The 21,324-nt window shown below is 54.6% G+C and carries 21 protein-coding genes; 3 read left to right on the forward strand and 18 right to left on the reverse strand.

Annotation, left to right across the window (positions count from 1 at the left end; translation table 11 throughout):
* Positions 1-130: 130 nt before the first annotated feature.
* The 15 genes from ureC to ACZ5FM_RS12205 form a co-directional block, all read right to left on the reverse strand.
* The gene (gene ureC / locus ACZ5FM_RS12135) at positions 131-1,843 is read right to left on the reverse strand and encodes an urease subunit alpha (protein WP_464038815.1); all 1,713 of its coding nucleotides are present in this window, start codon (positions 1,841-1,843) and stop codon (positions 131-133) included.
* Between the two features lie 31 nt (positions 1,844-1,874).
* A complete protein-coding gene (locus ACZ5FM_RS12140) occupies positions 1,875-2,492 on the reverse strand; it encodes a Urease operon accessory protein (protein ID WP_259143376.1) in 618 nt (205 codons plus the stop codon).
* Positions 2,493-2,497: 5 nt separating this feature from the next.
* A complete protein-coding gene (locus ACZ5FM_RS12145) occupies positions 2,498-2,908 on the reverse strand; it encodes a lysozyme inhibitor LprI family protein (protein WP_259143375.1) in 411 nt (136 codons plus the stop codon).
* A gap of 8 nt (positions 2,909-2,916) precedes the next feature.
* Positions 2,917-3,273 (reverse strand): GFA family protein, encoded by a 357-nt coding sequence (locus ACZ5FM_RS12150; RefSeq protein WP_464038816.1) that lies wholly within the window; start codon positions 3,271-3,273, stop codon positions 2,917-2,919.
* A gap of 1 nt (position 3,274) precedes the next feature.
* On the reverse strand, positions 3,275-3,580 hold the full coding sequence (locus ACZ5FM_RS12155) for an urease subunit beta (RefSeq protein ID WP_464038817.1): 306 nt from the start codon (positions 3,578-3,580) through the stop codon (positions 3,275-3,277).
* Between the two features lie 23 nt (positions 3,581-3,603).
* Positions 3,604-3,861 (reverse strand): DUF1272 domain-containing protein, encoded by a 258-nt coding sequence (locus tag ACZ5FM_RS12160; protein WP_464038819.1) that lies wholly within the window; start codon positions 3,859-3,861, stop codon positions 3,604-3,606.
* 20 nt (positions 3,862-3,881) lie between these two features.
* On the reverse strand, positions 3,882-4,184 hold the full coding sequence (locus ACZ5FM_RS12165) for an urease subunit gamma (protein ID WP_192488241.1): 303 nt from the start codon (positions 4,182-4,184) through the stop codon (positions 3,882-3,884).
* A gap of 19 nt (positions 4,185-4,203) precedes the next feature.
* Entirely contained in the window at positions 4,204-5,043 is an 840-nt protein-coding gene (locus ACZ5FM_RS12170; RefSeq protein WP_464038820.1) for an urease accessory protein UreD, read from the reverse strand.
* Positions 4,962-6,146: a CE1 family esterase gene (locus tag ACZ5FM_RS12175; protein WP_405049360.1), complete on the reverse strand. Its 1,185-nt coding sequence runs from the start codon at positions 6,144-6,146 to the stop codon at positions 4,962-4,964. The genes ACZ5FM_RS12170 and ACZ5FM_RS12175 overlap by 82 nt, the downstream gene beginning before the upstream one ends.
* Positions 6,147-6,387: 241 nt before the next feature.
* Positions 6,388-7,083, reverse strand: a complete 696-nt coding sequence (gene urtE, locus ACZ5FM_RS12180) for an urea ABC transporter ATP-binding subunit UrtE (protein WP_192488239.1) — start codon at positions 7,081-7,083, stop codon at positions 6,388-6,390.
* Position 7,084: 1 nt separating this feature from the next.
* The gene (gene urtD / locus ACZ5FM_RS12185) at positions 7,085-7,846 is read right to left on the reverse strand and encodes an urea ABC transporter ATP-binding protein UrtD (protein ID WP_409515546.1); all 762 of its coding nucleotides are present in this window, start codon (positions 7,844-7,846) and stop codon (positions 7,085-7,087) included.
* Between the two features lie 5 nt (positions 7,847-7,851).
* Positions 7,852-9,030, reverse strand: a complete 1,179-nt coding sequence (gene urtC, locus ACZ5FM_RS12190; RefSeq protein WP_250982103.1) for an urea ABC transporter permease subunit UrtC — start codon at positions 9,028-9,030, stop codon at positions 7,852-7,854.
* Positions 9,027-10,631, reverse strand: a complete 1,605-nt coding sequence (urtB, locus tag ACZ5FM_RS12195) for an urea ABC transporter permease subunit UrtB (RefSeq protein WP_464038821.1) — start codon at positions 10,629-10,631, stop codon at positions 9,027-9,029. Before urtB ends, urtC begins: the two co-directional genes overlap by 4 nt.
* A gap of 185 nt (positions 10,632-10,816) precedes the next feature.
* Positions 10,817-12,106, reverse strand: coding sequence for an urea ABC transporter substrate-binding protein (urtA, locus tag ACZ5FM_RS12200; RefSeq protein ID WP_250982105.1), 1,290 nt, complete (start codon positions 12,104-12,106; stop codon positions 10,817-10,819).
* Between the two features lie 222 nt (positions 12,107-12,328).
* The gene (locus ACZ5FM_RS12205; RefSeq protein ID WP_464038822.1) at positions 12,329-12,529 is read right to left on the reverse strand and encodes a DUF2735 domain-containing protein; all 201 of its coding nucleotides are present in this window, start codon (positions 12,527-12,529) and stop codon (positions 12,329-12,331) included.
* Between the two features lie 497 nt (positions 12,530-13,026).
* Between ACZ5FM_RS12205 and ACZ5FM_RS12210 the strand changes: the two genes are divergently transcribed.
* The 3 genes from ACZ5FM_RS12210 to ACZ5FM_RS12220 all read left to right on the forward strand — a co-directional run bounded on the left by ACZ5FM_RS12210 (position 13,027) and on the right by ACZ5FM_RS12220 (position 18,502).
* Positions 13,027-14,061, forward strand: a complete 1,035-nt coding sequence (locus tag ACZ5FM_RS12210; protein ID WP_192488234.1) for a glutamine synthetase beta-grasp domain-containing protein — start codon at positions 13,027-13,029, stop codon at positions 14,059-14,061.
* A gap of 126 nt (positions 14,062-14,187) precedes the next feature.
* Positions 14,188-17,583 (forward strand): hybrid sensor histidine kinase/response regulator, encoded by a 3,396-nt coding sequence (locus ACZ5FM_RS12215; RefSeq protein ID WP_464038823.1) that lies wholly within the window; start codon positions 14,188-14,190, stop codon positions 17,581-17,583.
* Positions 17,576-18,502 carry a response regulator gene (locus ACZ5FM_RS12220; RefSeq protein ID WP_464038824.1) on the forward strand — a complete coding sequence of 309 codons (927 nt, stop codon included), beginning with the start codon at positions 17,576-17,578 and terminating at the stop codon, positions 18,500-18,502. The genes ACZ5FM_RS12215 and ACZ5FM_RS12220 overlap by 8 nt, the downstream gene beginning before the upstream one ends.
* A 13-nt stretch (positions 18,503-18,515) precedes the next feature.
* Here the strand turns inward: ACZ5FM_RS12220 and ACZ5FM_RS12225 are convergent, their stop codons facing one another.
* From ACZ5FM_RS12225 to ACZ5FM_RS12235, 3 genes are all read right to left on the reverse strand, one after another.
* On the reverse strand, positions 18,516-19,247 hold the full coding sequence (locus tag ACZ5FM_RS12225) for a polysaccharide deacetylase family protein (protein WP_464038825.1): 732 nt from the start codon (positions 19,245-19,247) through the stop codon (positions 18,516-18,518).
* A 171-nt stretch (positions 19,248-19,418) separates the two neighbouring features.
* Entirely contained in the window at positions 19,419-20,537 is a 1,119-nt protein-coding gene (locus ACZ5FM_RS12230) for a branched-chain amino acid ABC transporter substrate-binding protein (protein ID WP_464038826.1), read from the reverse strand.
* 119 nt (positions 20,538-20,656) lie between these two features.
* Positions 20,657-21,010, reverse strand: coding sequence for a DUF6867 family protein (locus tag ACZ5FM_RS12235; protein WP_259143357.1), 354 nt, complete (start codon positions 21,008-21,010; stop codon positions 20,657-20,659).
* Positions 21,011-21,324 lie beyond the last annotated feature (314 nt).

Consider the following 21,324-nt stretch of genomic DNA (forward strand, 5'->3'; position numbering starts at 1 on the left):
CGACAAAGCTTGGGAACAATGCCCGCCTTTAATTCGTGTTTCGAGATAGCGTAAAACGGCGTTCAATGCAGCAGGAAATATCCCTCTGCACAGCAGCCATGCACAATTACGCGGTTTCTGAGGCGCTTTCTTAAAACAGGAAGTAACGTTGCGCCATAGGCAGAACGGTTGCCGGTTCGCAGGTCAACAATTCCCCATCGGCACGCACTTCGTATGTTTCTGGGTCGACCTCGATATGCGGTGTCAGATCATTGAGGATCATCGATTTCTTCGAGATGCCGCCACGGGTGTTTTTGACCGCAACAAGGTTCTTTGCAACACCCAGACGCTGCGCCAACCCTGCATCGAGAGAGGCCTGCGACACAAAGGTCACCGAAGAATTGGTACGTGCCTTGCCGTAAGCCCCGAACATCGGACGGTAGTGAACCGGTTGCGGTGTCGGAATAGAAGCGTTTGGATCCCCCATCGGCGCTGCAACAATCATTCCGCCCATCACCACCATATCCGGTTTGATACCAAAGAAGGCCGGGTTCCAGATCACCAGATCCGCACGTTTGCCAACCGCGATCGAGCCGATTTCATGGCTGACGCCATGTGCGATGGCAGGATTGATGGTGTATTTGGCAACGTAACGACGCACACGGAAATTGTCGTTATTACCCTTTTCTTCCGGCAAACGGCCACGCTGACGTTTCATCTTGTCTGCCGTCTGCCAGGTTCGGATCGCCACTTCACCCACGCGCCCCATCGCCTGACTATCGGACGAAATGATCGAAAACGCACCGATATCGTGCAGGATGTCTTCTGCAGCGATTGTCTCCTTGCGAATGCGGCTTTCCGCAAAGGCAATATCCTCGGGGATGGATGGCGACAGATGGTGGCAGACCATCAACATATCCAGATGCTCGGCCAGGGTATTGACCGTATAGGGCCGCGTCGGATTGGTGGACGACGGAATAACGTTCATCTGACCGCAAATCTTGATGATGTCAGGCGCGTGACCACCGCCGGCACCTTCGGTGTGAAATGCATGGATGGTGCGACCCTTGATCGACCCGACAGTGTCTTCGACAAAGCCACTTTCGTTTAGCGTATCCGTATGGATCATCACCTGAACGTCATATTCATCCGCCACCGAAAGGCAGCAATCAATAGCGCCGGGTGTTGTTCCCCAGTCTTCGTGCAGCTTGAGCGATGTGGCGCCGCCAAGCACCATTTCTTCGAGTGCGCCGGGCAGCGAGGCATTACCCTTGCCGGCAAAGGCAAGGTTCATCGGGAAGGCATCTGCGGCCTCGATCATGCGGGCAATGTGCCATGGCCCCGGCGTGCAGGTCGTCGCCAGCGTGCCATGGGCCGGGCCTGTGCCGCCACCCAACATGCAGGTTATGCCACTCATTAGCGCTTCTTCGATCTGCTGCGGGCAAATGAAGTGAATATGGCTGTCCATACCGCCAGCGGTAACAATCTTGCCCTCACCGGCAATCGCTTCGGTGCCCGGTCCAACGATAATGTTGACACCCGGCTGTGTGTCCGGGTTTCCGGCTTTGCCGATGGCAACAATACGTCCGTCTTTGAGGCCGATATCAGCCTTTACGATACCCGAGTGGTCAACGATGACAGCATTGGTGATAACCGTATCAACCGCACCATTGGCGCGCGTCACTTGGCTTTGCCCCATACCGTCACGAATAACCTTGCCGCCACCAAACTTGACCTCTTCACCATAGGTGGTGTGGTCTTTTTCGATTTCGATAAACAGTTCGGTATCCGCCAGACGCACCTTGTCGCCCACCGTTGGGCCAAACATGCTGGCATAGGCTGCACGGGAAATTTTATAAGCCATTAGATCATGCTCCCTGAAAAGCGGAGAAAAGCTATTCTATTGAAATTCTTACAAGTTTACCTTCGCTTGCGAAGGTATCGACCAATTGTTTTTCAGCCTGAAACGGATGCCCTGCCCACCCCTGATGGCCAAAGCCGGTAATAAAAACCTGGGCCTGATCTTTAGCCGCCATGTCCAGCACCTGGAAAATGGCAATCAAACCACTGCTCGGGCAAATATAGGGTTCTGGCGAATATGCGGCCAAAAATCCGTCCGCACGCTCATGGATGTCACGCGAAATGATCTGGTGCTGTTTGCCGTTGTCTGAAGCGATCACAGCAAAGGCATCACTATAGTCGTCACAGAAATCATCCAGCTCCGGATTGGAAACCTTCAAACCGGAACGCATGTCCAGAAATTTAGCGGGATCGCGTACCGACCAGATGGTTGACGCCGCCTGGACCGGCTGTAGTGAGCGCCATTGCGGCTCTTCACTCATCGACTTTCCCGGCCGTCCGGTATTACACACGGCAACGATATCAGTTTTGACGCCACCACGACCGAACGAACGGCAATCGTTGAAACGGATCACCAGATCCGCAACATCAATCAGTGCATTTGCACCGTCAGGTATGTCGCCATTGCCGACAACCACGATTTTTTGCCCCATCGCGGTTAAAATCCTTCCGAGAGGGAACGTAATTCTTCCGTCCGCTTACGGCTCATATCGGCAAGACATGACGACACCAGCAACGGTTCCATGGAGCCGCCGCGCGCCTGAAAGCCAACCGCTTCGCAATTGGCATCACGGTATGCAATCCATGCTCGCTGCGCTGCCAACAATGCCTTGACCGCACCTGCACCATCTTCACCCGCAGAACTGTCTCGCTCCGCCAGAACCTTACGCACGCTCTGATATTGCGTGTTTAGTTCCGCGTCCGCTGTCTCGTAATCTCGCGACGCGCAGATGTTCATCTCTGCCTGCGTCATCGGCGAATCACAGTCGATGTCAGGTTCACTCTGCGCTAACGCCGCTGTTGCGGAAGCAGCACTGATGATAAGTGCTGCTATTCCGTTATAAATCATCCGTCCTGTCATCTTGACGCGCCGTCATAGGCTTTGGGCGACAGCGCCCTAGCATCCACGCCGTCAAGGCAATTGGCGTTGACGGCGACCATCGGCGTACCATCAGGTGCATCGGCATAAGCAAAGCTTTCAATGCCGCAGGTTGCGCAGAACAGGTGATTGATCTTGTGCTTGTTGAACAGATATTCGCTGAGGCTCTTTTCGCCCGAGACCAGTTTAAAATGATCCTTTGGCACAAATGTCAGTACCGATCCCAGCCGTTTACAGCGGGAGCAGTTACACACCACCGTCTGATAGAGATCGGCATCTGCCTCAAAACTGACTGCGCCGCACTGGCAACTTCCGTGATAATGTTGCGTTGCCATATCAAAGCCTCCCCATGACCTGCTGACGAAAACCATAGACCTCACGTTTGCCGGAAAGCGGCACCAGCGTCACTTCACGGGTCTGCCCCGGCTCAAAGCGCACGGCCGTTCCTGCCGGAATATCAAGGCGCATGCCAAAGGCGCGGTCTCGCTCGAAGGCAAGTCCAGCATTGGTTTCTGCGAAGTGATAGTGGCTGCCAACCTGTACCGGACGATCACCGGTGTTGGAAACCTTGAGAGTAATCGTCTCCAGACCCACATTGAGTTCGATGGAGCCTTCGGCTGATATAATTTCCCCTGGGATCATTTGATCCTCCTTATATTTTCGGCCTATGCACTTGTTAGAGAACTACAGCCTTCCGCCTTGAGTACGCGAACCGTGGAGGGAGGAGTGTTCACCAGCTTTCCAGCCGGTCTTACCGGCCTGCGCACGAGTTCGCCGCCGCAATTCGGGCATTTTCCTCCAAGAGTGCCTTCAGCGCAATCGCTGCAATAGGTGCATTCGAAAGAGCAGATTACAGCCTCAAGGCTTGCCGGAGGCAAGTCCTTGTCGCAGCACTCACAATTGGGTCTCAGTTCCAGCGCCATGGTGTTCCCCTTGCTAAGCGTCAGCGGATTGGTTCGTGAACCGTCACCAGCTTTGTGCCATCGGGAAAGGTCGCTTCCACCTGAACGTCATGGATCATTTCGGCAATGCCTTCCATGACCTGGGCACGGGTAATGACATGCGCGCCAGCTTCCATGAGCTCGGCAACAGCGCGACCGTCGCGCGCGCCTTCCACGACAAAATCCGTGATGAGCGCGATTGCTTCTGGATAGTTCAGCTTCACACCGCGCTCCAGACGACGGCGTGCAACCATGGCCGCCATGGAAATAAGCAGCTTGTCTTTCTCTCTCGGGCTAAGGTTCATTATCGTCCCACTCTTGTTCTTATAGATTCCAGACTTTCGGCACTGGCGCGCCATTACGCAAGTGCGAAATGACCGGCACCAGTATTTTTCTCAACGCAAATCCGTCTTCCGCGGCAACACGCACCACAAGCTTGCCTTGCCACTCGCTTGCACCACCATGATCGCCCAGCGCTTCGCGCACCTTCGGCAACATCGCCTCTGCCAGAGGCCCGATATACAACAGCGTAGCAAAGGCCACCTGCCCGTTCAGTACGGAAGCCGATCCTGCCAGTTCTTCGATCTCACCATCCAGCAACAGCTCTTCGGCATGGATGAGTTTGCCGCCATAGCGAATGCGCCAACGGTCACGAAACAGCCCGCCACGCATCATTTCACCCATGGCCTTGCGGCCTAGCAAAACAGCTTCGACGGCCAGAAACTCTGCGGAGGGATCAATATCTGCCTCCAACCTGCGGCTGAGGGAGGCATTGTCGAAAAGAATGGTTTCCTGTGGCAGCCAGTGCAACACAGAACCAGCTTCAGCCGTAACCTTTGCAGTGACGGCAGCAGTACCAAACGACGCTTTGTAGATTTTTTCGCAGGCTTGCGTGGTGACAGTCAGTCGGGAGCCAGCACCTGCAACGGCGCTCCACTCAAGTTCATCGCCACCGGTCAACCCACCGGAGGAATTGATCAGAATGGCTTCCATCTCATTGGAAAACGTATCAGGAAGGCGGATCTTTGCGCAGCCTTCCTGAAACAATGTTTCTAGCCGGGTCTTGCCCTGCGGCGCCTTGGTTACAAGGCGTCCTCTACCACGCGCTCTTTGCTGACGGCTTTGATGGCGGGTATGCTCCCCGAGTTGCTGGTCTGAATGCACGTCGTCTCCGAAGTTTTCGCCGAAGCCGAAGCTGGCACTGCCTGCAAGACGCAATCGCTTTTCTTGACCGCAGCATCAACCACCAGCTGGCCTTCTGTGTTCTGGAAGAAATCCCACATCGTGTCAGCCGCATCAACCTGTCGCGACACCTCAGCCACAGCTTTGCGCTTGCCGTCGGCAGAGGCTTGAATAACCTCGGCTTTTACCGGGCTGCGCGGCCATGCATGGTCCCAACCGTCAATCACGTAAGAATAGACACGTGAACCGGATTTGCAGACATCATAGGTATTGAATGTCACACGACCGGCAGTACGGCTTTTGACGGCGCCCTTGCAGCCGTCCAATTCCGCCCAACGCTTCAGCGCGGTTTCACCGCTATAACGCCAATAGGCTTTACCACCACCTTGATAAGGGTTGGCAGGATCCTTGGTACCGGCAAAGGCAATAATGGAGATAGGACGCGCTGGTGTGCAGGTCGCACCGTCAGGCATCCATGAACCATCTTTTTCGACCGGATAACCGGCACGAAGCGACGCAACAAAACCGGCTGCCGCGAAGTCCTCGTTACCGTTGCACAGATATTGCGACAGCATGCGGCCACCACCGGAATAACCGGAGGCATAGATGCGCTGTTCATCGACACACAGTGTCTCCGAAACGGTCTTGATCGCCGCGCGGATGTAGCTGACCTCATCTAACCCGCCTTCGCGGGTGGTGACACCCGGTACATTCCAGGCATTCGTTCCGGTCATCTCGCCGGATAGACTGCCCTGCAGCGCAACTGTGATAAAGCCGTCGCGTTCCGCGACCCGGTCCCAGCCACTGCGGTTCATCTGGCCAATGGCATTGCTGTTGCTGCCATGGAAATCAAACACCACAGGCAATTTTTTCTGTCCGTCATACGATGATGGAACAAAATAAACGGCAGAGCGTTGATCACTACCGGACACCACGGAAAACTGGTGACGGCCCGGCTCGACAGGTTGACCGCACATCGATGCAGATGCGGCGGCACTCATGGCTGTGAGCGCGAAAAAGCTTGCGGTGATGGTTCGAAGGGGCAAAACAAACCGGACGATCCGGCCAGCATTATCAAGTTTCATCGGCACGCCTTTATTGGCACAAGTTCCCAACCATACGGCAGAGACACGTGGAATGTAAGGGATCGACGGGAGCCGCATGCTTTAAGGCTCTTCATGTGTCCTGCATGCGTCTATGTTGCGCCAGATACCACAACTCGTTATTCGATGAAATGCTAAAACAATGCATAAATGCCATGCAACAACGCATAGGACTTCACTTTATTATAGCGGCTTTACATGTCCGTGAACGAAAACAGGTTGATTACACTGTCAAATGGCGACGCGCCTCCTGGCTATCCAGCGTTTCAGCCGCCCCTTGATGAACGATCTCACCGCGATCCATGATGTAGACATAGTCTGCAAGCTCACGGCAGAAATCCAGATATTGCTCCACCAGCAGAATAGCCATTCCGGTGGAATCTCGCAGATATTTGATCGCCCGCCCGATATCCTTGATGATTGATGGCTGAATGCCCTCAGTCGGCTCATCCAGCACCAGAATTTTCGGCCGCGTTACCAATGCACGGCCAATTGCCAACTGCTGCTGCTGCCCACCGGACAAATCACCGCCACGGCGCGACAGCATGGATTGCAGCACCGGAAACAAGCTGAAAATATCATCCGGAATAAAACGATCCTTGCGTGGCAGCGGCGCATAACCGCTTTCCAGATTTTCCTGCACACTCAACAACGGAAAGATTTCACGTCCCTGCGGCACATAACCAACCCCACGCTTGGCGCGCTGATAAGGGGCGAGGCCGTTGAGGCTTTCACCACCAAAGCTTATGGTGCCGGCACTTAAAGGATGCTGACCGGTAACGGCCCGCAACAGCGAGCTTTTACCAACACCATTACGTCCGAGAACACAGGTAATCTTGCCCATCTCCGCATTCAGCGAAATGCCACGCAAGGCCTGCGCTGCGCCATAGTGAAGATTGATGTTGTTAACGCTCAGCATGTCATCGCCCCAGATAATTCTCGATCACCTTCGGATCGCTAGACACAAAATCGATGGATCCCTCCGCCAGCACCGAACCTTCGGCAAGGCAGGTCACCTTCACACCCAGTTCACGGATAAAGCCCATGTCATGTTCCACCACCACCACGGAACGTGTCTTGGCGATTTCCTTTAACAGCACAGCCGTTTCGGCGGTTTCGGCATCCGTCATGCCAGCCACCGGTTCGTCGACCAGAAGAAGTTTCGGTTCCTGGGCCAGCAACATGCCGATCTCCAGCCACTGCTTCTGGCCGTGCGAAAGATTGGCAGCCAGATCATTTCGACGATGACCAAGACGCACAGTGCCAAGAATTTCCTCGATGCGGGCCTTGTCTTCTTCGGTCAGCCGGTAAAAAAGCGTGGCAAAAACCCCGCGCTTGCGGTTCAGCGCCAGTTCCAGATTGTCCCACACCGTGTGGCTTTCAAATACGGTCGGTTTCTGGAATTTGCGACCGATGCCAAGCTGGGCAATATCCGCTTCATCTTTTTTGGTGAGGTCGACGCTATCCTCGAACAGCACCTTGCCGGTGTCAGGTCGCGTCTTGCCAGTGATGATATCCATCATCGTCGTTTTACCGGCACCGTTAGGGCCGATGATGGCACGAAGTTCCCCCGGCTCCACGACGAAGGACAGGGAGTTCAGCGCCTTGAAACCGTCAAACGACACCGACACACCATCAAGATAAAGCAAGCTTTTCGATCTGTTTTCAGCAATCATATTCATGGATATCACTCCGCCGCCTGCTGCGCAGGTGTTGCCGTGTTCACCTCAACCGCAGCTGCCTTTTTGGTGTTTGCCAAGGCATTACGCCTGTCCCGGCGGTTGCCTATGACCTGCTGGATGGTGCCAACAATGCCCTTGGGGAAAAACAGCGTGACGGCAATAAAAAGCCCGCCCAATGCAAACAGCCACAATTCAGGGAAAGCACCGGTGAAATAGCTCTTACCGCCATTGACCAGCACGGCACCGATAATCGGACCAATCAGGGTGCCGCGACCGCCGACCGCCGTCCACACCACCACTTCAATCGAGTTGGCAGGTGAGAACTCACCGGGGTTGATGATACCGACCTGCGGCACGAACAGAGCACCGGCAATGCCTGCCATCATGGCTGAGACAACAAAGGTGAAAAGCTTGATGTTTTCGACCCGGAAGCCGAGGAAACGCACGCGGCTTTCGGCATCGCGCACCCCAACCAGCACCTTGCCGAATTTGGAATTGACGATAGCCGAGGCGATCAAAAGGCTGAGCGCCAACATGATGGCCGTCATGGCAAACAGAACGGCACGTGTGCCATCGGCCTGCACGGAGAAACCGAGAATATCCTTGAAATCCGTCAGGCCATTATTGCCGCCAAAACCCATGTCGTTGCGGAAAAAGGCCAGCAGCAGCGCGTAGGTCATCGCCTGGGTGATGATCGATAGATAAACGCCGTTGACGCGGGAGCGAAAGGCAAACCAGCCGAACACGAAGGCCAGAACACCCGGCACTACCAGCACCATCAGCATGGCAAACCAGAACATGTCAAAGCCCTGCCAGAACCACGGCAATTCTTTCCAGTTCAGGAACACCATGAAGTCAGGCAAAACGGGGTGACCGTAGACACCCCGAGTGCCGATCTGGCGCATCAGGTACATGCCCATGGCATAACCACCCAGCGCAAAGAACGCAGCATGCCCCAGCGAAAGAATGCCGCAGTAACCCCACACAAGGTCAAGAGCCAATGCCAGCAAGGCATAGGCCAGATATTTGCCGAGCATCGACATGATATAGGTCGGCACATGCAGCGGGTTATCGGCAGGCAGCAAAAGGTTTGATGCCGGGATGAGCAGGGCAACCGCCAGAAGAATGGCAAGAGCAATGGTGATGTGGCGATCAAGCGCCCGAAGAAGGAAGCCGGTAATCATGCTTCGATGGCCCTTCCCTTGAGTGCGAAGAGACCACGCGGCCGCTTCTGAATGAACAGGATTATGAGCACGAGTACGAGGATTTTGCCGAGAACAGCGCCGACCGTCGGCTCCAGGAACTTGTTGAGCACGCCAAGCGACAGCGCCCCGACAAGCGTTCCCCACAGGTTACCCACACCACCAAACACCACCACCATGAAACTATCGATGATGTAGCTCTGGCCAAGGTTGGGTGACACGTTGTCGATCTGTGAAAGGGCGACGCCAGCAAGTCCAGCCACACCAGATCCGAGCGCAAAGGTAAAAGCATCAACCCAGGGCGTTCTGATACCCATTGATGAAGCCATGCGGCGGTTCTGGGTGACTGCTCGCATTTGCAGACCGAAGGATGACCGTTTCAAAAGCAGAAGCAGCGCAAAGAAAACCGTGAGAGAAAAGGCAACGATCCATACGCGATTCCAGGTAAAGTTCAGATAACCGACACTGAACGAACCGGACATCCAGCTCGGATTGCCAACCTCACGGTTGGTCGGCCCAAAAATCGTCCGAACCGCCTGTTGCAGCACAAGCGAAATGCCCCATGTGGCAAGCAGGGTTTCAAGTGGACGGCCATACAGGAAGCGGATGACACTCCGCTCCATGACCAGTCCGACAAAGCCAGTCACCAGAAAAGCCACTGGCAGTGCAATTGCCAGAGACCAGTCAAACAAACCAGGGTAATTGCTGCGGATAACCTCCTGCACCATGAAGGTGGAATAGGCACCAATCATCACCATTTCGCCATGCGCCATGTTGATGATGCCCATCACACCGAAGGTGATGGCAAGGCCAATGGCGGCCAGCAGCAGCACGGAACCAAGCGACAGGCCGTACCAGACATTTTGCACGCCGTCCCAGACAGCAAGCGAGCTTTCAATGTTTGAAATCGCGCTATCGATATCAGCCTTCAGGCTGGTATCGACAGAAGATGAGGCTGCCATCAGGATGCTGATCGCATCGCGCCCGCCAATCTTGCTGATGGTTTCAATTGCCGCTTTTTTCTCGTCCACCGAGCGGTCTGACGACAAAAGGGATACAGCCCGCGCCTCTTCCATGCGGCCACGCACTTCTGCGTCCGTTTCCTTGGCAAGAGCAGCATCCAGCAAATCGAGATTTTCGGCACTGGGTGCCTTGAGCACCGCATCTGCCGCGGACAGGCGAACAGATTTTTCCGGGCTCAACAGTGTCAAACCGCCCAAAGCGGAACGGATAACCCGGCGCAGATTGTTATTGACCTTGATCTTCGTCACAGCCGCTTTGGGCACTTCTCCAGCCGCCTCACCCGACAGCGGGTCGATCAACGCAAAACTGGAGCCAGCAGCCGTTGCCATGAAAACCAGATTATCTGCTTTGCGCACATAGAGGTCGCCGGATGCAAATGCCTCAAGAGCAGGAACGACACGTGGATCCCCAGTCGCTGCAATCTGCCCGATCAGGACCTCTGCCTGCTTGAAGTCAGCTGTGCCAAGCGCATCTAACAGCGCCTTTGGATCACTTTGCGCCATTGAAGTCGACGCCAGACTGAACAGCAGGCCGATCACGGCCAATAGACGAAATCTCATAGTCCCAAGTCCCCCTTGGAAGCCTGCACATCAGTTGCGAAAACTGGTAGACGAATTCTGGAGTGAAGGAGCTTTCCTTCATGCCTCAGGGGCTTTCCCCTTAGACGTCATCAGCGGGCCTCACCCGGCTTAGGCGCTTGGTGCCGACCAACTTCACGTTGATCGGCATCCGCATTTTTCGTTTATCAGCTGCCTTTGCCGCCGCACTTGCCCGAGGCCACGTTGAAGTTGCCGCACTCCATTGGCTTGCGCCAATCCGAGATCAGGTCCTTGCTGTCCGGCAGGTAATCGGACCACTCGTCGCCAACCACCTGTGGGGTCTGCTGAACGATATCGAACTGGCCATCGGCCTGGATTTCGCCAATCAGCACCGGCTTGGTGATGTGGTGGTTCGGCATGACGGTGGAGTAACCGCCGGAGAGGTTTGGAACCGATACACCAATGATCGAGTCGAGAACGGCATCCGTTTCGGTCGTGCCAGCGGCCTCAACAGCCTTTACCCATGCACTGAAGCCGATATAGGCCGCTTCCATCGGGTCGTTGGTGACGCGCTTGTCATTTTTGGTAAAGGCGTGCCAGGTCTTGATGAACTCTGCATTGACTTCGGAATCGACGGACTGGAAGTAGTTCCAGGCTGCAAGGTGGCCAACCAGTGGTCCAGTGTCGAGACCGGCCAACTCTTCTTCACCAACCGAGAAGGCAACGACCGGGATGTCTTCAGCCTTGACGCCCTGGTTTGCCAGTTCCTTGTAGAACGGTACGTTGGCATCGCCATTGATGGTGGAAACAACGGCGGTCTTTTTGCCAGCCGAACCGAACTTCTTGATATCGGAAACGATGGTCTGCCAGTCGGAGTGACCAAATGGCGTGTAGTTGACCATGATGTCTTCAGACTTCACGCCCTTGGATTCAAGATAGGCCTTGAGGATCTTGTTGGTGGTCTGCGGATAGACATAGTCAGTACCAGCCAGAACCCAGCGCTCAACGCCTTCGGTGCTGGCGAGATAATCAACGGCCGGAATAGCCTGCTGGTTTGGTGCGGCACCGGTATAGAAAATGTTACGCGAGGATTCTTCGCCCTCATACTGAACCGGGTAGAACAGGATGGAGTTCAGCTCTTCAAACACCGGCAGAACGGATTTGCGCGAAGACGATGTCCAGCAACCGAACACGGCGGCAACCTTGTCCTGGCTGATCAGCTGACGTGCCTTTTCGGCAAACAGCGGCCAGTCAGAGGCCGGGTCGACAACAACAGCTTCGAGTTTTTTGCCGAGAACGCCGCCCTTCTTGTTCTGCTCTTCAATGAGCATCAACATGGCATCCTTCAGCGTCGTCTCGGAGATCGCCATGGTGCCGGAAAGGGAGTGAAGAACGCCAACCTTGATTGTGTCATCGGCAGCAAACGCGCCGTGGAAGGCGGTGGTGGACAGGATTGCACCCAGCAGCGCGCCTGTAACCTTTGTTCTGAATGTCATCTGATCGAACCCCTCTTATGGTTTGCCTTAAAAGGCACCAGCAGCCTTTTTGACTGCCGCCGTGGGGAACTATCAAACGCACATCCGTAAAACCGTATACGTCAATTGACGTATGCAGGGTGGCGAAACAGGAAGGCAGAAAACTCAGCCATCAAGAAGGCCGCAAGAAGCGGCGCGGAAGGTCGAAGCACTATTCGTTTACAGAGAACCTAGTGGTGGAACTTAGTTTTGCGGTTTTGGATCTATAGACGTCTCAAGGATGGCTTCCTGGTGATACCAGCTGTCGAAGTCGACCTGAGGCAACGGAGTGGCATGAGGTTCAGGGTGCACAGACGCGTCCTTGCGGAAGCGGTTGTAGCCTGCACGACCACCAACGGGAAACTGATAAATTCTGGCACTTTCCATTTGCGGTTCATTTCTCATGATATTCTCTCTTCGTTAAAAACACCTCAGCATCTTGCTTCATCCTAATATAGCGCATCAGGATCGAAATTTCACCGTATCGATTAAAAAAAAATCAAAAAGATTAAAAAATAGGCACTTAAGAAATCAGAGACGTGAAAGAGTAGTCTTTATGCAGCTAACGACCTAAAATCGGTCATTCCTGGCGCAAAAAGCGCCTCTATCGGCAAATTTCCGGTCCGAAGCGTCATCATAGCGTCCTTCCCTTTATAAAAACTTCATATTTGCAGGGAATTACGATTTGTCGCTTCGGTTAAACGAACAGCTTAAACAGTCGTTCCACCGCACACGAATCCACTCTCCCAAAAGAATTTTGCAGCCGTTCCGCCATCCAAATTCAAACTGGCACGCCGCGTGCTTGTATATAGGCAGCCCTTGAAAGCGAAAGCGGTTTCCCTGCGGCCTGAACAGGTCAGGGGATATCAAGGCTTCGCATTATTACCTATGAGAGGTTCGCAATGACTAAGTTTAAACTCGAGTACATCTGGCTCGATGGTTACAAGCCGGTAGCAAACCTGCGTGGCAAAACGCAGGTCAAGGAATTCGACGAATTCCCGACACTCGAGCAGCTTCCGCTTTGGGGCTTTGACGGCTCCTCCACCCAGCAGGCCGAAGGCCACAGCTCGGATTGCGTTCTGAAGCCAGTTGCCATTTATCCTGATCCAGCCCGTACCAACGGCGCGCTCGTCATGTGCGAAGTCATGATGCCAGATGGCGTTACGCCACACGCATCCAACAGCCGCGCGACCATCCTCGACGACGAAGATGCATGGTTCGGCTTCGAGCAGGAATATTTCTTCTACGAAGACGGCCGCCCACTCGGCTTCCCTGAGCAGGGTTACCCAGCTCCGCAGGGCCCATACTACACTGGCGTTGGCTACAAGAATGTCGGCTCCATCGCCCGCGAAATCGTTGAAGAGCACCTCGACCTCTGCCTCGAAGCAGGCATCAACCACGAAGGCATCAACGCCGAAGTGGCCAAGGGTCAGTGGGAATTCCAGGTATTCGGCAAGGGCTCCAAGAAGGCCGCTGACCAGATCTGGATCGCTCGTTACCTGCTTCTGCGCCTTTGCGAAAAGTACGGCATCGACGTTGAATTCCATTGCAAGCCGCTCGGCGACACCGACTGGAACGGTTCGGGCATGCACTGCAACTTCTCCACCAAGTTCATGCGCGAAGTTGGCGGCAAGGAATATTTCGAAGCCCTCATGGCTGCGTTCTCCAAGAACTGGCAGGAGCATATCGACGTATACGGCCCAGACAACCACCTGCGTCTGACCGGCAAGCACGAAACAGCGCCATGGAACAAGTTCTCCTACGGTATTGCTGATCGTGGCGCGTCGATCCGCGTTCCACACTCCTTCGTCAACAACGGTTACCGTGGTTACCTGGAAGACCGCCGCCCGAACTCGCAGGGTTGCCCTTACCAGATCGCGTCTGTCGTTTTGAAGACGATCGCAGAAGTACCGACTGCAAAGTCGGCTGCGGCCTAACATAAAAATGATGGCGTCGTTCGATCCGGACGACGCCATTTTTGTGTCTGCACAGGCAAGCCGCGTTGCTAAGACGAGCAACGACCACAAACTCTGATAATGGTTTCGGAGGCTATGAAATCCGGCATGGCCGCACGACAACGCATCATTCCCGTCAGACGTGAATATAACCGTTGGGTCGCCAACCAGACGCTGGAAGATTATGCGTTGCGCTTTACCGCAAAAAGCGCCCGGCAGTTTTCATCAAACCGAATTTCCCATACCGCCATTGGCGCTATCTCCTTCCTAGCTCTCGAAGCTATCGGCGGTGCAATCACCCTGTCCTATGGCACGACCAACGCGTTTTTTGCCACTATAGTCGCGGCTGTCGCCATGTTGGCCGTCGGCCTGCCGATCAGCCGTTATGCCATCCGCCACGGCGTCGATATTGACCTTCTGACACGCGGTGCAAGCTTTGGCTACATCGGCTCGACGATAACCTCGCTGATCTATGCCGCCTTCACCTTCATGTTGTTTGCCATCGAGGCATCCATCATGTCCGGTGCGCTGGAACTGGCGCTCGGCATCCCCTTGTGGATCGGCTACATCATTTCTGCCGTCATGGTCATACCGCTCGTGACGCACGGCGTGCGGTTGATCAGCAAGTTCCAGATCATGACCCAGCCATTCTGGATCATCCTGAACATATTGCCGTTTATCTTCATTGCTTTTCTGGACTGGGACAAATTCGATCTTTGGCTGGCCTTTTCCGGCATCCACCACACACCTGCACCAGTTGGCGAGTTTGCGCGGTTCAATCTCGTTGAATTTGGTGCCGCCTCCGCCGTCATTCTGGCATTGATGTCCCAGATCGGCGAACAGGTCGACTTTTTGCGCTTCCTGCCCGCCGAGGGCCAAAGCAAATTGCGCCATCGCATCGCTGTTTTTCTGGCAGGTGCCGGCTGGGTCGTGGTGGGGGTGCCAAAACTGCTGGCCGGCTCCTTCCTTGTCGTTCTGACCCTGTCGTCAGGCGTGCCAGTCGACAAGGCCGCCGACCCCTCGCAAATGTACCTCACCGCCTTCGGCTACATGATACCGAACGAAAATGCAGCCATGCTGTTAATGGTGGCTTTCGTGGTGGTGTCGCAGCTCAAGATCAATGTCATGAACGCCTATGCAGGATCGCTGGCATGGTCGAATTTCTTCTCCCGCCTCACCCATAGCCATCCCGGTCGCGTTGTGTGGCTGGTGTTTAACGTTGCCATCGCCCTGCTGCTGATGGAACTCGGCATTTACAAATTGCTGGAAGAAACGCTCGGTATCTTTTCCATTGTTGCAATGGCGTGGCTATGCACGATCTCGGCCGACTTGTTTGTCAACAAGCCACTTGGCCTTGCTCCACCCGGTATCGAATTCAAGCGCGCCCACCTCTACGACATCAACCCGGTCGGTGTCGGCAGCATGATGCTGTCAGCAACCATTGCACTTGCCGCCCATTTTGGCCTGTTCGGCTCAATGGCCGCTTCACTTGCACCCTACATCACGCTGGTGGTTGCTTTCATCGCCTCCCCGCTGATTGCGTGGGGTACGAAGGGAAAGTTTTATCTCGCTCGTAAGCCGCGCCAGAAATGGCATGAAGAAAGCAGCATTACCTGCTCTATCTGCGAGCACCCATTTGAGCCGGAGGACACGGCGTGGTGCCCTGCCTATGCAGCGCCTATCTGTTCGCTCTGCTGTTCGCTGGACAGCCGTTGTCATGACATGTGTAAACCCAAGGCAAAGCTCAATTATCAGGTAGCGACGGTCGCCAAGTCCTTCCTGCCCAATGAGCTGGTAGCCAAACTTGCCACACGCCTTGGCCGTTATGGCATGTCAGCAGCATTGGCAATCGCAGTTCTTGGTGGCATTCTGGCGTTGATTGCCCATCAGGTCGCCACAGCCTCACCGGAAACTGCGGATGTCGTGAACCGCACCATTCTCATCGTATTTTTTGTTTTCGCGGTCATTGCCGGCATCGTCTGCTGGTTTCTGGTCCTTGCCCACGACAGCCGCGTGGTCGCGGAAGAAGAATCATCGCGCCAAAACACGTTGCTGCTTAAGGAAATTGCCGCCCACCGCAAAACAGATGCCGCGCTGCAGACCGCCAAGGAAACCGCTGAGGCGGCTAACCGCGCTAAAAGTCGGTATGTGGTTGGCCTCAGTCATGAACTGCGCACGCCGCTCAATGCCGTGCTGGGTTACGCACAAATTCTGGAACGGGATGAAACCATCCCGGCGCCGCGCCAATCTGCCATCAAGGTCATCAAACGTTCAGCAGACCACTTGTCCGGTCTGATTGACGGCCTGCTGGATATTTCCAAGATTGAGGCTGGCCGACTGCAGGTCTATTCCAACGAAATCAATATCCAGGATTTTCTGGATCAAATCGTTGATATGTTTCGCCCGCAGGCGCAGGCCAAGGGGCTGACATTTCATCACATCAGGGCAAAGTCACTGCCGCAATATGTGCGCAACGATGAAAAACGCCTGCGTCAGATCCTCGTAAACCTTCTGTCCAATGCCATAAAGTTCACCGATACAGGCAGCGTGACCTTCGATGTTGCCTATCGTAGCCAGGTCGCCACCTTCACCGTGACGGACAGCGGACGCGGTATTTCCCCCAAGGATTTGGCCCGCATCTACGAACCGTTCCAACGCGGCGAAGCGGATAACATTAAACCCATGCCGGGTCTTGGCCTTGGCCTCACCATCACCCAGCTATTGACCAACACGCTTGGCGGCGAAATTTCCGCCACCAGCGAAAAGGATGTAGGTTCGACATTCCGCGTGCGCCTTATGTTGTCGGCCATCGACCGCCCGAGCACGGCGCCGGCCGCTGAAAAGAAAATCGTGTCCTACGCCGGGCCACGTCGCACCATCATGGTGGTGGATGATAATGAGGACCACCGTGATCTGATGCAGGAAGTCCTCTCTCCGCTCGATTTTGTGGTGCTAACTGCCCAGAGTGGTCCGGACTGCCTGACCCTCATCGAAGGGTTAAGTCCGGATGCATTCCTCATCGACATTTCCATGCCTGGTATGAACGGCTGGCAACTGGTCGCCAAGTTGCGCGATGCCGGTCAAACCGCACCTATCATCATGTTGTCAGCCAATATTGGGGACACGGCCATTATTGGCGCAGGTACCGATGGCCATAATGATGCCATTGCCAAACCGGTCGACATTCGCAAGCTCTGTGACCGCCTCGCCGTGCATCTGGGTCTGCACTGGGTGTATGAAAAAGACCTTTCCACGGTCATTGTTTCGACAGCTCCGCCAGCCCCGTTAAAGGCACCGGCTTCTGTTCACCTTCAGGACTTGCTGCGCCTTGGGGAAATTGGCTACATCCGAGGTATCGAAGCCAAGCTGGATGATCTTGACCGCAGCCAGGAAAACCTGCCATTTACCGCACAAGCCCGCAATTTCGTGCGATCCTTCGACTTGACGGGTTACGCGGACTTTATAAAAAAATTTGAAGACAAAAGGACGGGCACGGATGACTGAGCCGATGAACCCGCGCGATATCGTGCTGCTGGTGGATGACAGCCCGGAAGCGTTGGGCTTTCTGACAGAGGCACTTGAGCAATCCGGTTTCTCCGTCCTGATTGCCACTTCCGGTCAAGCCGCCCTCAACATTGTCGAACGCATTACCCCAGATATCATTCTGCTGGACGCGATCATGCCCTCGATGGACGGTTTTGAAACCTGCCGTCGTCTCAAGGCAAATGCCTCGGTCGCACAGGTACCGGTTATCTTCATGACTGGCCTAACGGAGACCGAACATGTGGTGCACGCATTGGGTTCCGGCGGCGTCGACTATCTGACCAAGCCAATCAATATCGACGAATTGCACGCCCGTATTCGTGTTCACTTGTCCAATGCCCGCTCAGCACAAAGTGCCCGTGTGGCATTGGATGCCGCCGGGCGCCACTTGTTGGCGGTGCGGGCCAATGGCGCAATCCACTGGTCAACACCACAGGCGACACGGCTGATCAACGCAGCGACGGGCAGTGATGCCGGATTGGAAATTGTCTCTGCCGAAATTGCCACCTGGCTTGGCTCTCCCGATCGCGCCCAACATATGCGGGATGCAGCCTTAAGCATTTGCAACAATGGGCAGGCGATCCTGCAGCTTACCTTTTTGGGAGCAATGGGGGCTGACGAATATCTGTTCCGCCTGATGGCAACCAATGACAAACCGGCCGATGCCTTGCTGCGACAACATTTTGGCGTGACGTTGCGGGAATCCGAAGTGTTGTTGTGGATTGCCAAGGGTAAATCCAATCGCGACATCGGCGATATTCTTGGCCTTTCTGCCCGCACGGTGAATAAACATCTGGAGCAGATTTATGTGAAGCTTGGCGTTGAAAACCGCGCTTCAGCTGCTGTGAAAGCAACCCAGGTCATCCATAACAACGGCTGAGCCCCTCCTAAGTCTACGGTGCCTCCTCAGAACGGCTGGCGAGTAGCTGTGAAACGGTCACGAAATCAAAACCGCGCTGTCTCAGACCCTCAACGATCTTCGGTACGGACGCACGGCTTGCCTCTCCGCTGCGATACATCACATGCAGCAAAATGATCGACCCATTCTGCGCTTTTTCAAGCACATGCGCAGCCATGGCATCAGCATTGCCCGCAATGTCAGGATAACTTTCCGGCTCTATGTCCCAGGTGATTGTTTTGCGATTATTCTGCGACAGATACCACGGCAAGGTCACCAGCTTTTTGCCATAAGGTGGGCGAAAATCAATTTCACCTTGATAGCCGGCGGCACGGATAGCGGCATCAGTCCGCTCAATTTCGTCGGCAACGGTAGCAGGTCCCGTCAATAACATGCGGGAATGCGAGTAAGAGTGATTGCCTGCCTGATGCCCTGCCTCGACAATCGCCCGCGCCTGCGCCGGATTTTCCTGCATTTCCCTGCCCGTCAGGAAAAACGTTGCCAGGACATCATGCTCTTTCAGCATATCCAGCACATCCTGTGTGAAACGAACGGTTGGACCATCATCAAATGTCAGGGCAACGAGTGGCTTGCTGGTTTCGACCCGGGCAAAAATCTCGCCAAATAATTGTGTCGTGCGAGAATTGCCGAGGGTGTAAAGGCCAAGCAGACCGCCTCCCAGCCCAAGCACGACCAAACCGACTGTCAAAAGTCGCCGCATCACCATCGAATCTCTCCCGGCAGTTGTCCCCTCCACATTCATTGCAACGACAATGTCGCCTTTGTGGCAAAAACAATCTGGTGCGCGGGAAAGTCAGAAAACAGCTGCTATTCCGTGTCCTCAAAAGTAAAAAAGCCCGGCATCTCTGCCGGGCTTCTTGGATGCATTAGCAGAAACTTAGCTGCCATGCTGGAAGTAGCTGAACTTGCCGTCCGGACCCTTCTTCCACTCGTACATAACGTAACCAGGAAGCTTTGGATCGCCCTTTTCGTCGAAGGAGATATCGCCAAGAACGGTCTTGAACGTCCCCTTCTTCATTGCTTCGGCAACAGCTTCAGCGTCGGTCGAACCGGCAGCCTTGGCAGCTTCAGCAATCGTCTGGAGCGCAGCATAGGAGTACAGAGTGTAAGCTTCAGGGTTGAAGCCGGCAGCCTTGAACTTCTCTACCAGTTCCTTGTTTTCAGGACGCAGGGTTGGATCAGGACCGAATGTGTTGAGCGTGCCTTCAACAGCGTCACCAGCAATCGAGGCCAGTTCGTTGGACACGATACCGTCACCGGAAATGAGCGTTGCCTTGAGACCCTGGTCAGCAGCCTGACGGATGATCAGACCAGCTTCTGTGTGCAGGCCGCCCCAATAGATGATAGAAACGCCGGCTTCCTTCATCTTTGCGATCAGTGCGGAGAAGTCCTTGTCGCCGACGTTAACGCCTTCGTACATGGCTTCAGTCACACCGGCAGCGTTTGCAGCCTTTTTGGTTTCGTCGGCAAGGCCCTGACCATATGGGGTCTTGTCGTGAATGATGGCGATCTTTGCATCCTTGAAGTGGTCAGCAAGATACTTGCCGGCAATGCCGCCCTGCTGGTCGTCACGACCGCACGTACGGAAGGTGTTCCACAGGCCGCGTTCGGTGAAAACCGGGTTGGTCGCAGCAGGCGTCACTTCGAGAATGCCGTTTTCTGCGTACACTTCGGAAGCCGGGATCGAAACGCCCGAGTTGAAGTGACCAACAACAAACTTCACGCCGTCAGCAACGAACTTGTTGGCAACGGAGATGCCCTGCTTGGGGTCGGACACGTCGTCACCCAGGACGATTTTGATCTGTTCGCCGTTGATACCGCCAGCAGCATTAATGTCTGCTGCCGCTTGCTCGGCACCCTTCTGGAGCTGTGCACCGAACGCTGCGTTCGGGCCAGTCAGCGGGCCACCAACGGCGACGAGAATATCAGCCCAGGCAGAGCCGCTGAACGCGACCATTGCAGTCAGCGCTACTGCGGAAAGAAGAGACTTCTTCATTATGTTACTCCCAGTTCCTTTTGGATGGGTATTGTTGTTTACCTGTCCAGCCCCATCATCACTAAACAGGAAAGCTGTTCCACCTTTGCGAGCAGTCTGAGGTCAGAGACCCTGCCCTGTCAATCTTTCTTCTTCCAGGAAAAAGCAGAACTTTTTTCGTATAGCCAATAGTAGTTATTGACCATTTGGCTCGTTCTGCGAGTACGGAAACCGGCAACGGAAAAAACAAGCAACACCACCACATCGATTGTGTAGTAGAAGCCATTCAGTATCGGGCCGTTAAACAGCGCGTGATGCAAGAAGCGCATGGCAAAGCCCAGAAGTAACGTATAGACGATCACCCGAGGCATTTCGCCCCAACCATCGGCTACCGACTTGCCGGTACGCCATGCTGTCCAGAACCCCAGAAGCAGAACCAATACCCGCAAGACGTAACGAGGCATCGTATCTGTTTCGAAAAAAAGTCCCTGCATTTCATTTTCCCCTTTAGCGCGGTCGCCCTTACGACAGACGCTCCGTTATTCTTATTTTAAAACCGGTCCTTGCAGACCGGGAATTCCATTTCCCACCCCTTCAAATCTGTTGCCAGCTTTGAGGCCAAAGACGGGAAAGTATTTTGCGGCATGACATTTCTGAGAAAGAGAAACACCATTCCGATTGCAGGGGTGCCAGCTTCTTTTTGATGGCTGGCGACACCTGAATTTCTTTTTAAAACGGCGAATTCGTAGAAATCTCGCCGTTCAAAATCTCGTTGCCTCACCTTTTATCGTCTTGAAAACCGCCAAAA

The organism is Agrobacterium sp. 5Ca50 (genome assembly GCF_055381905.1).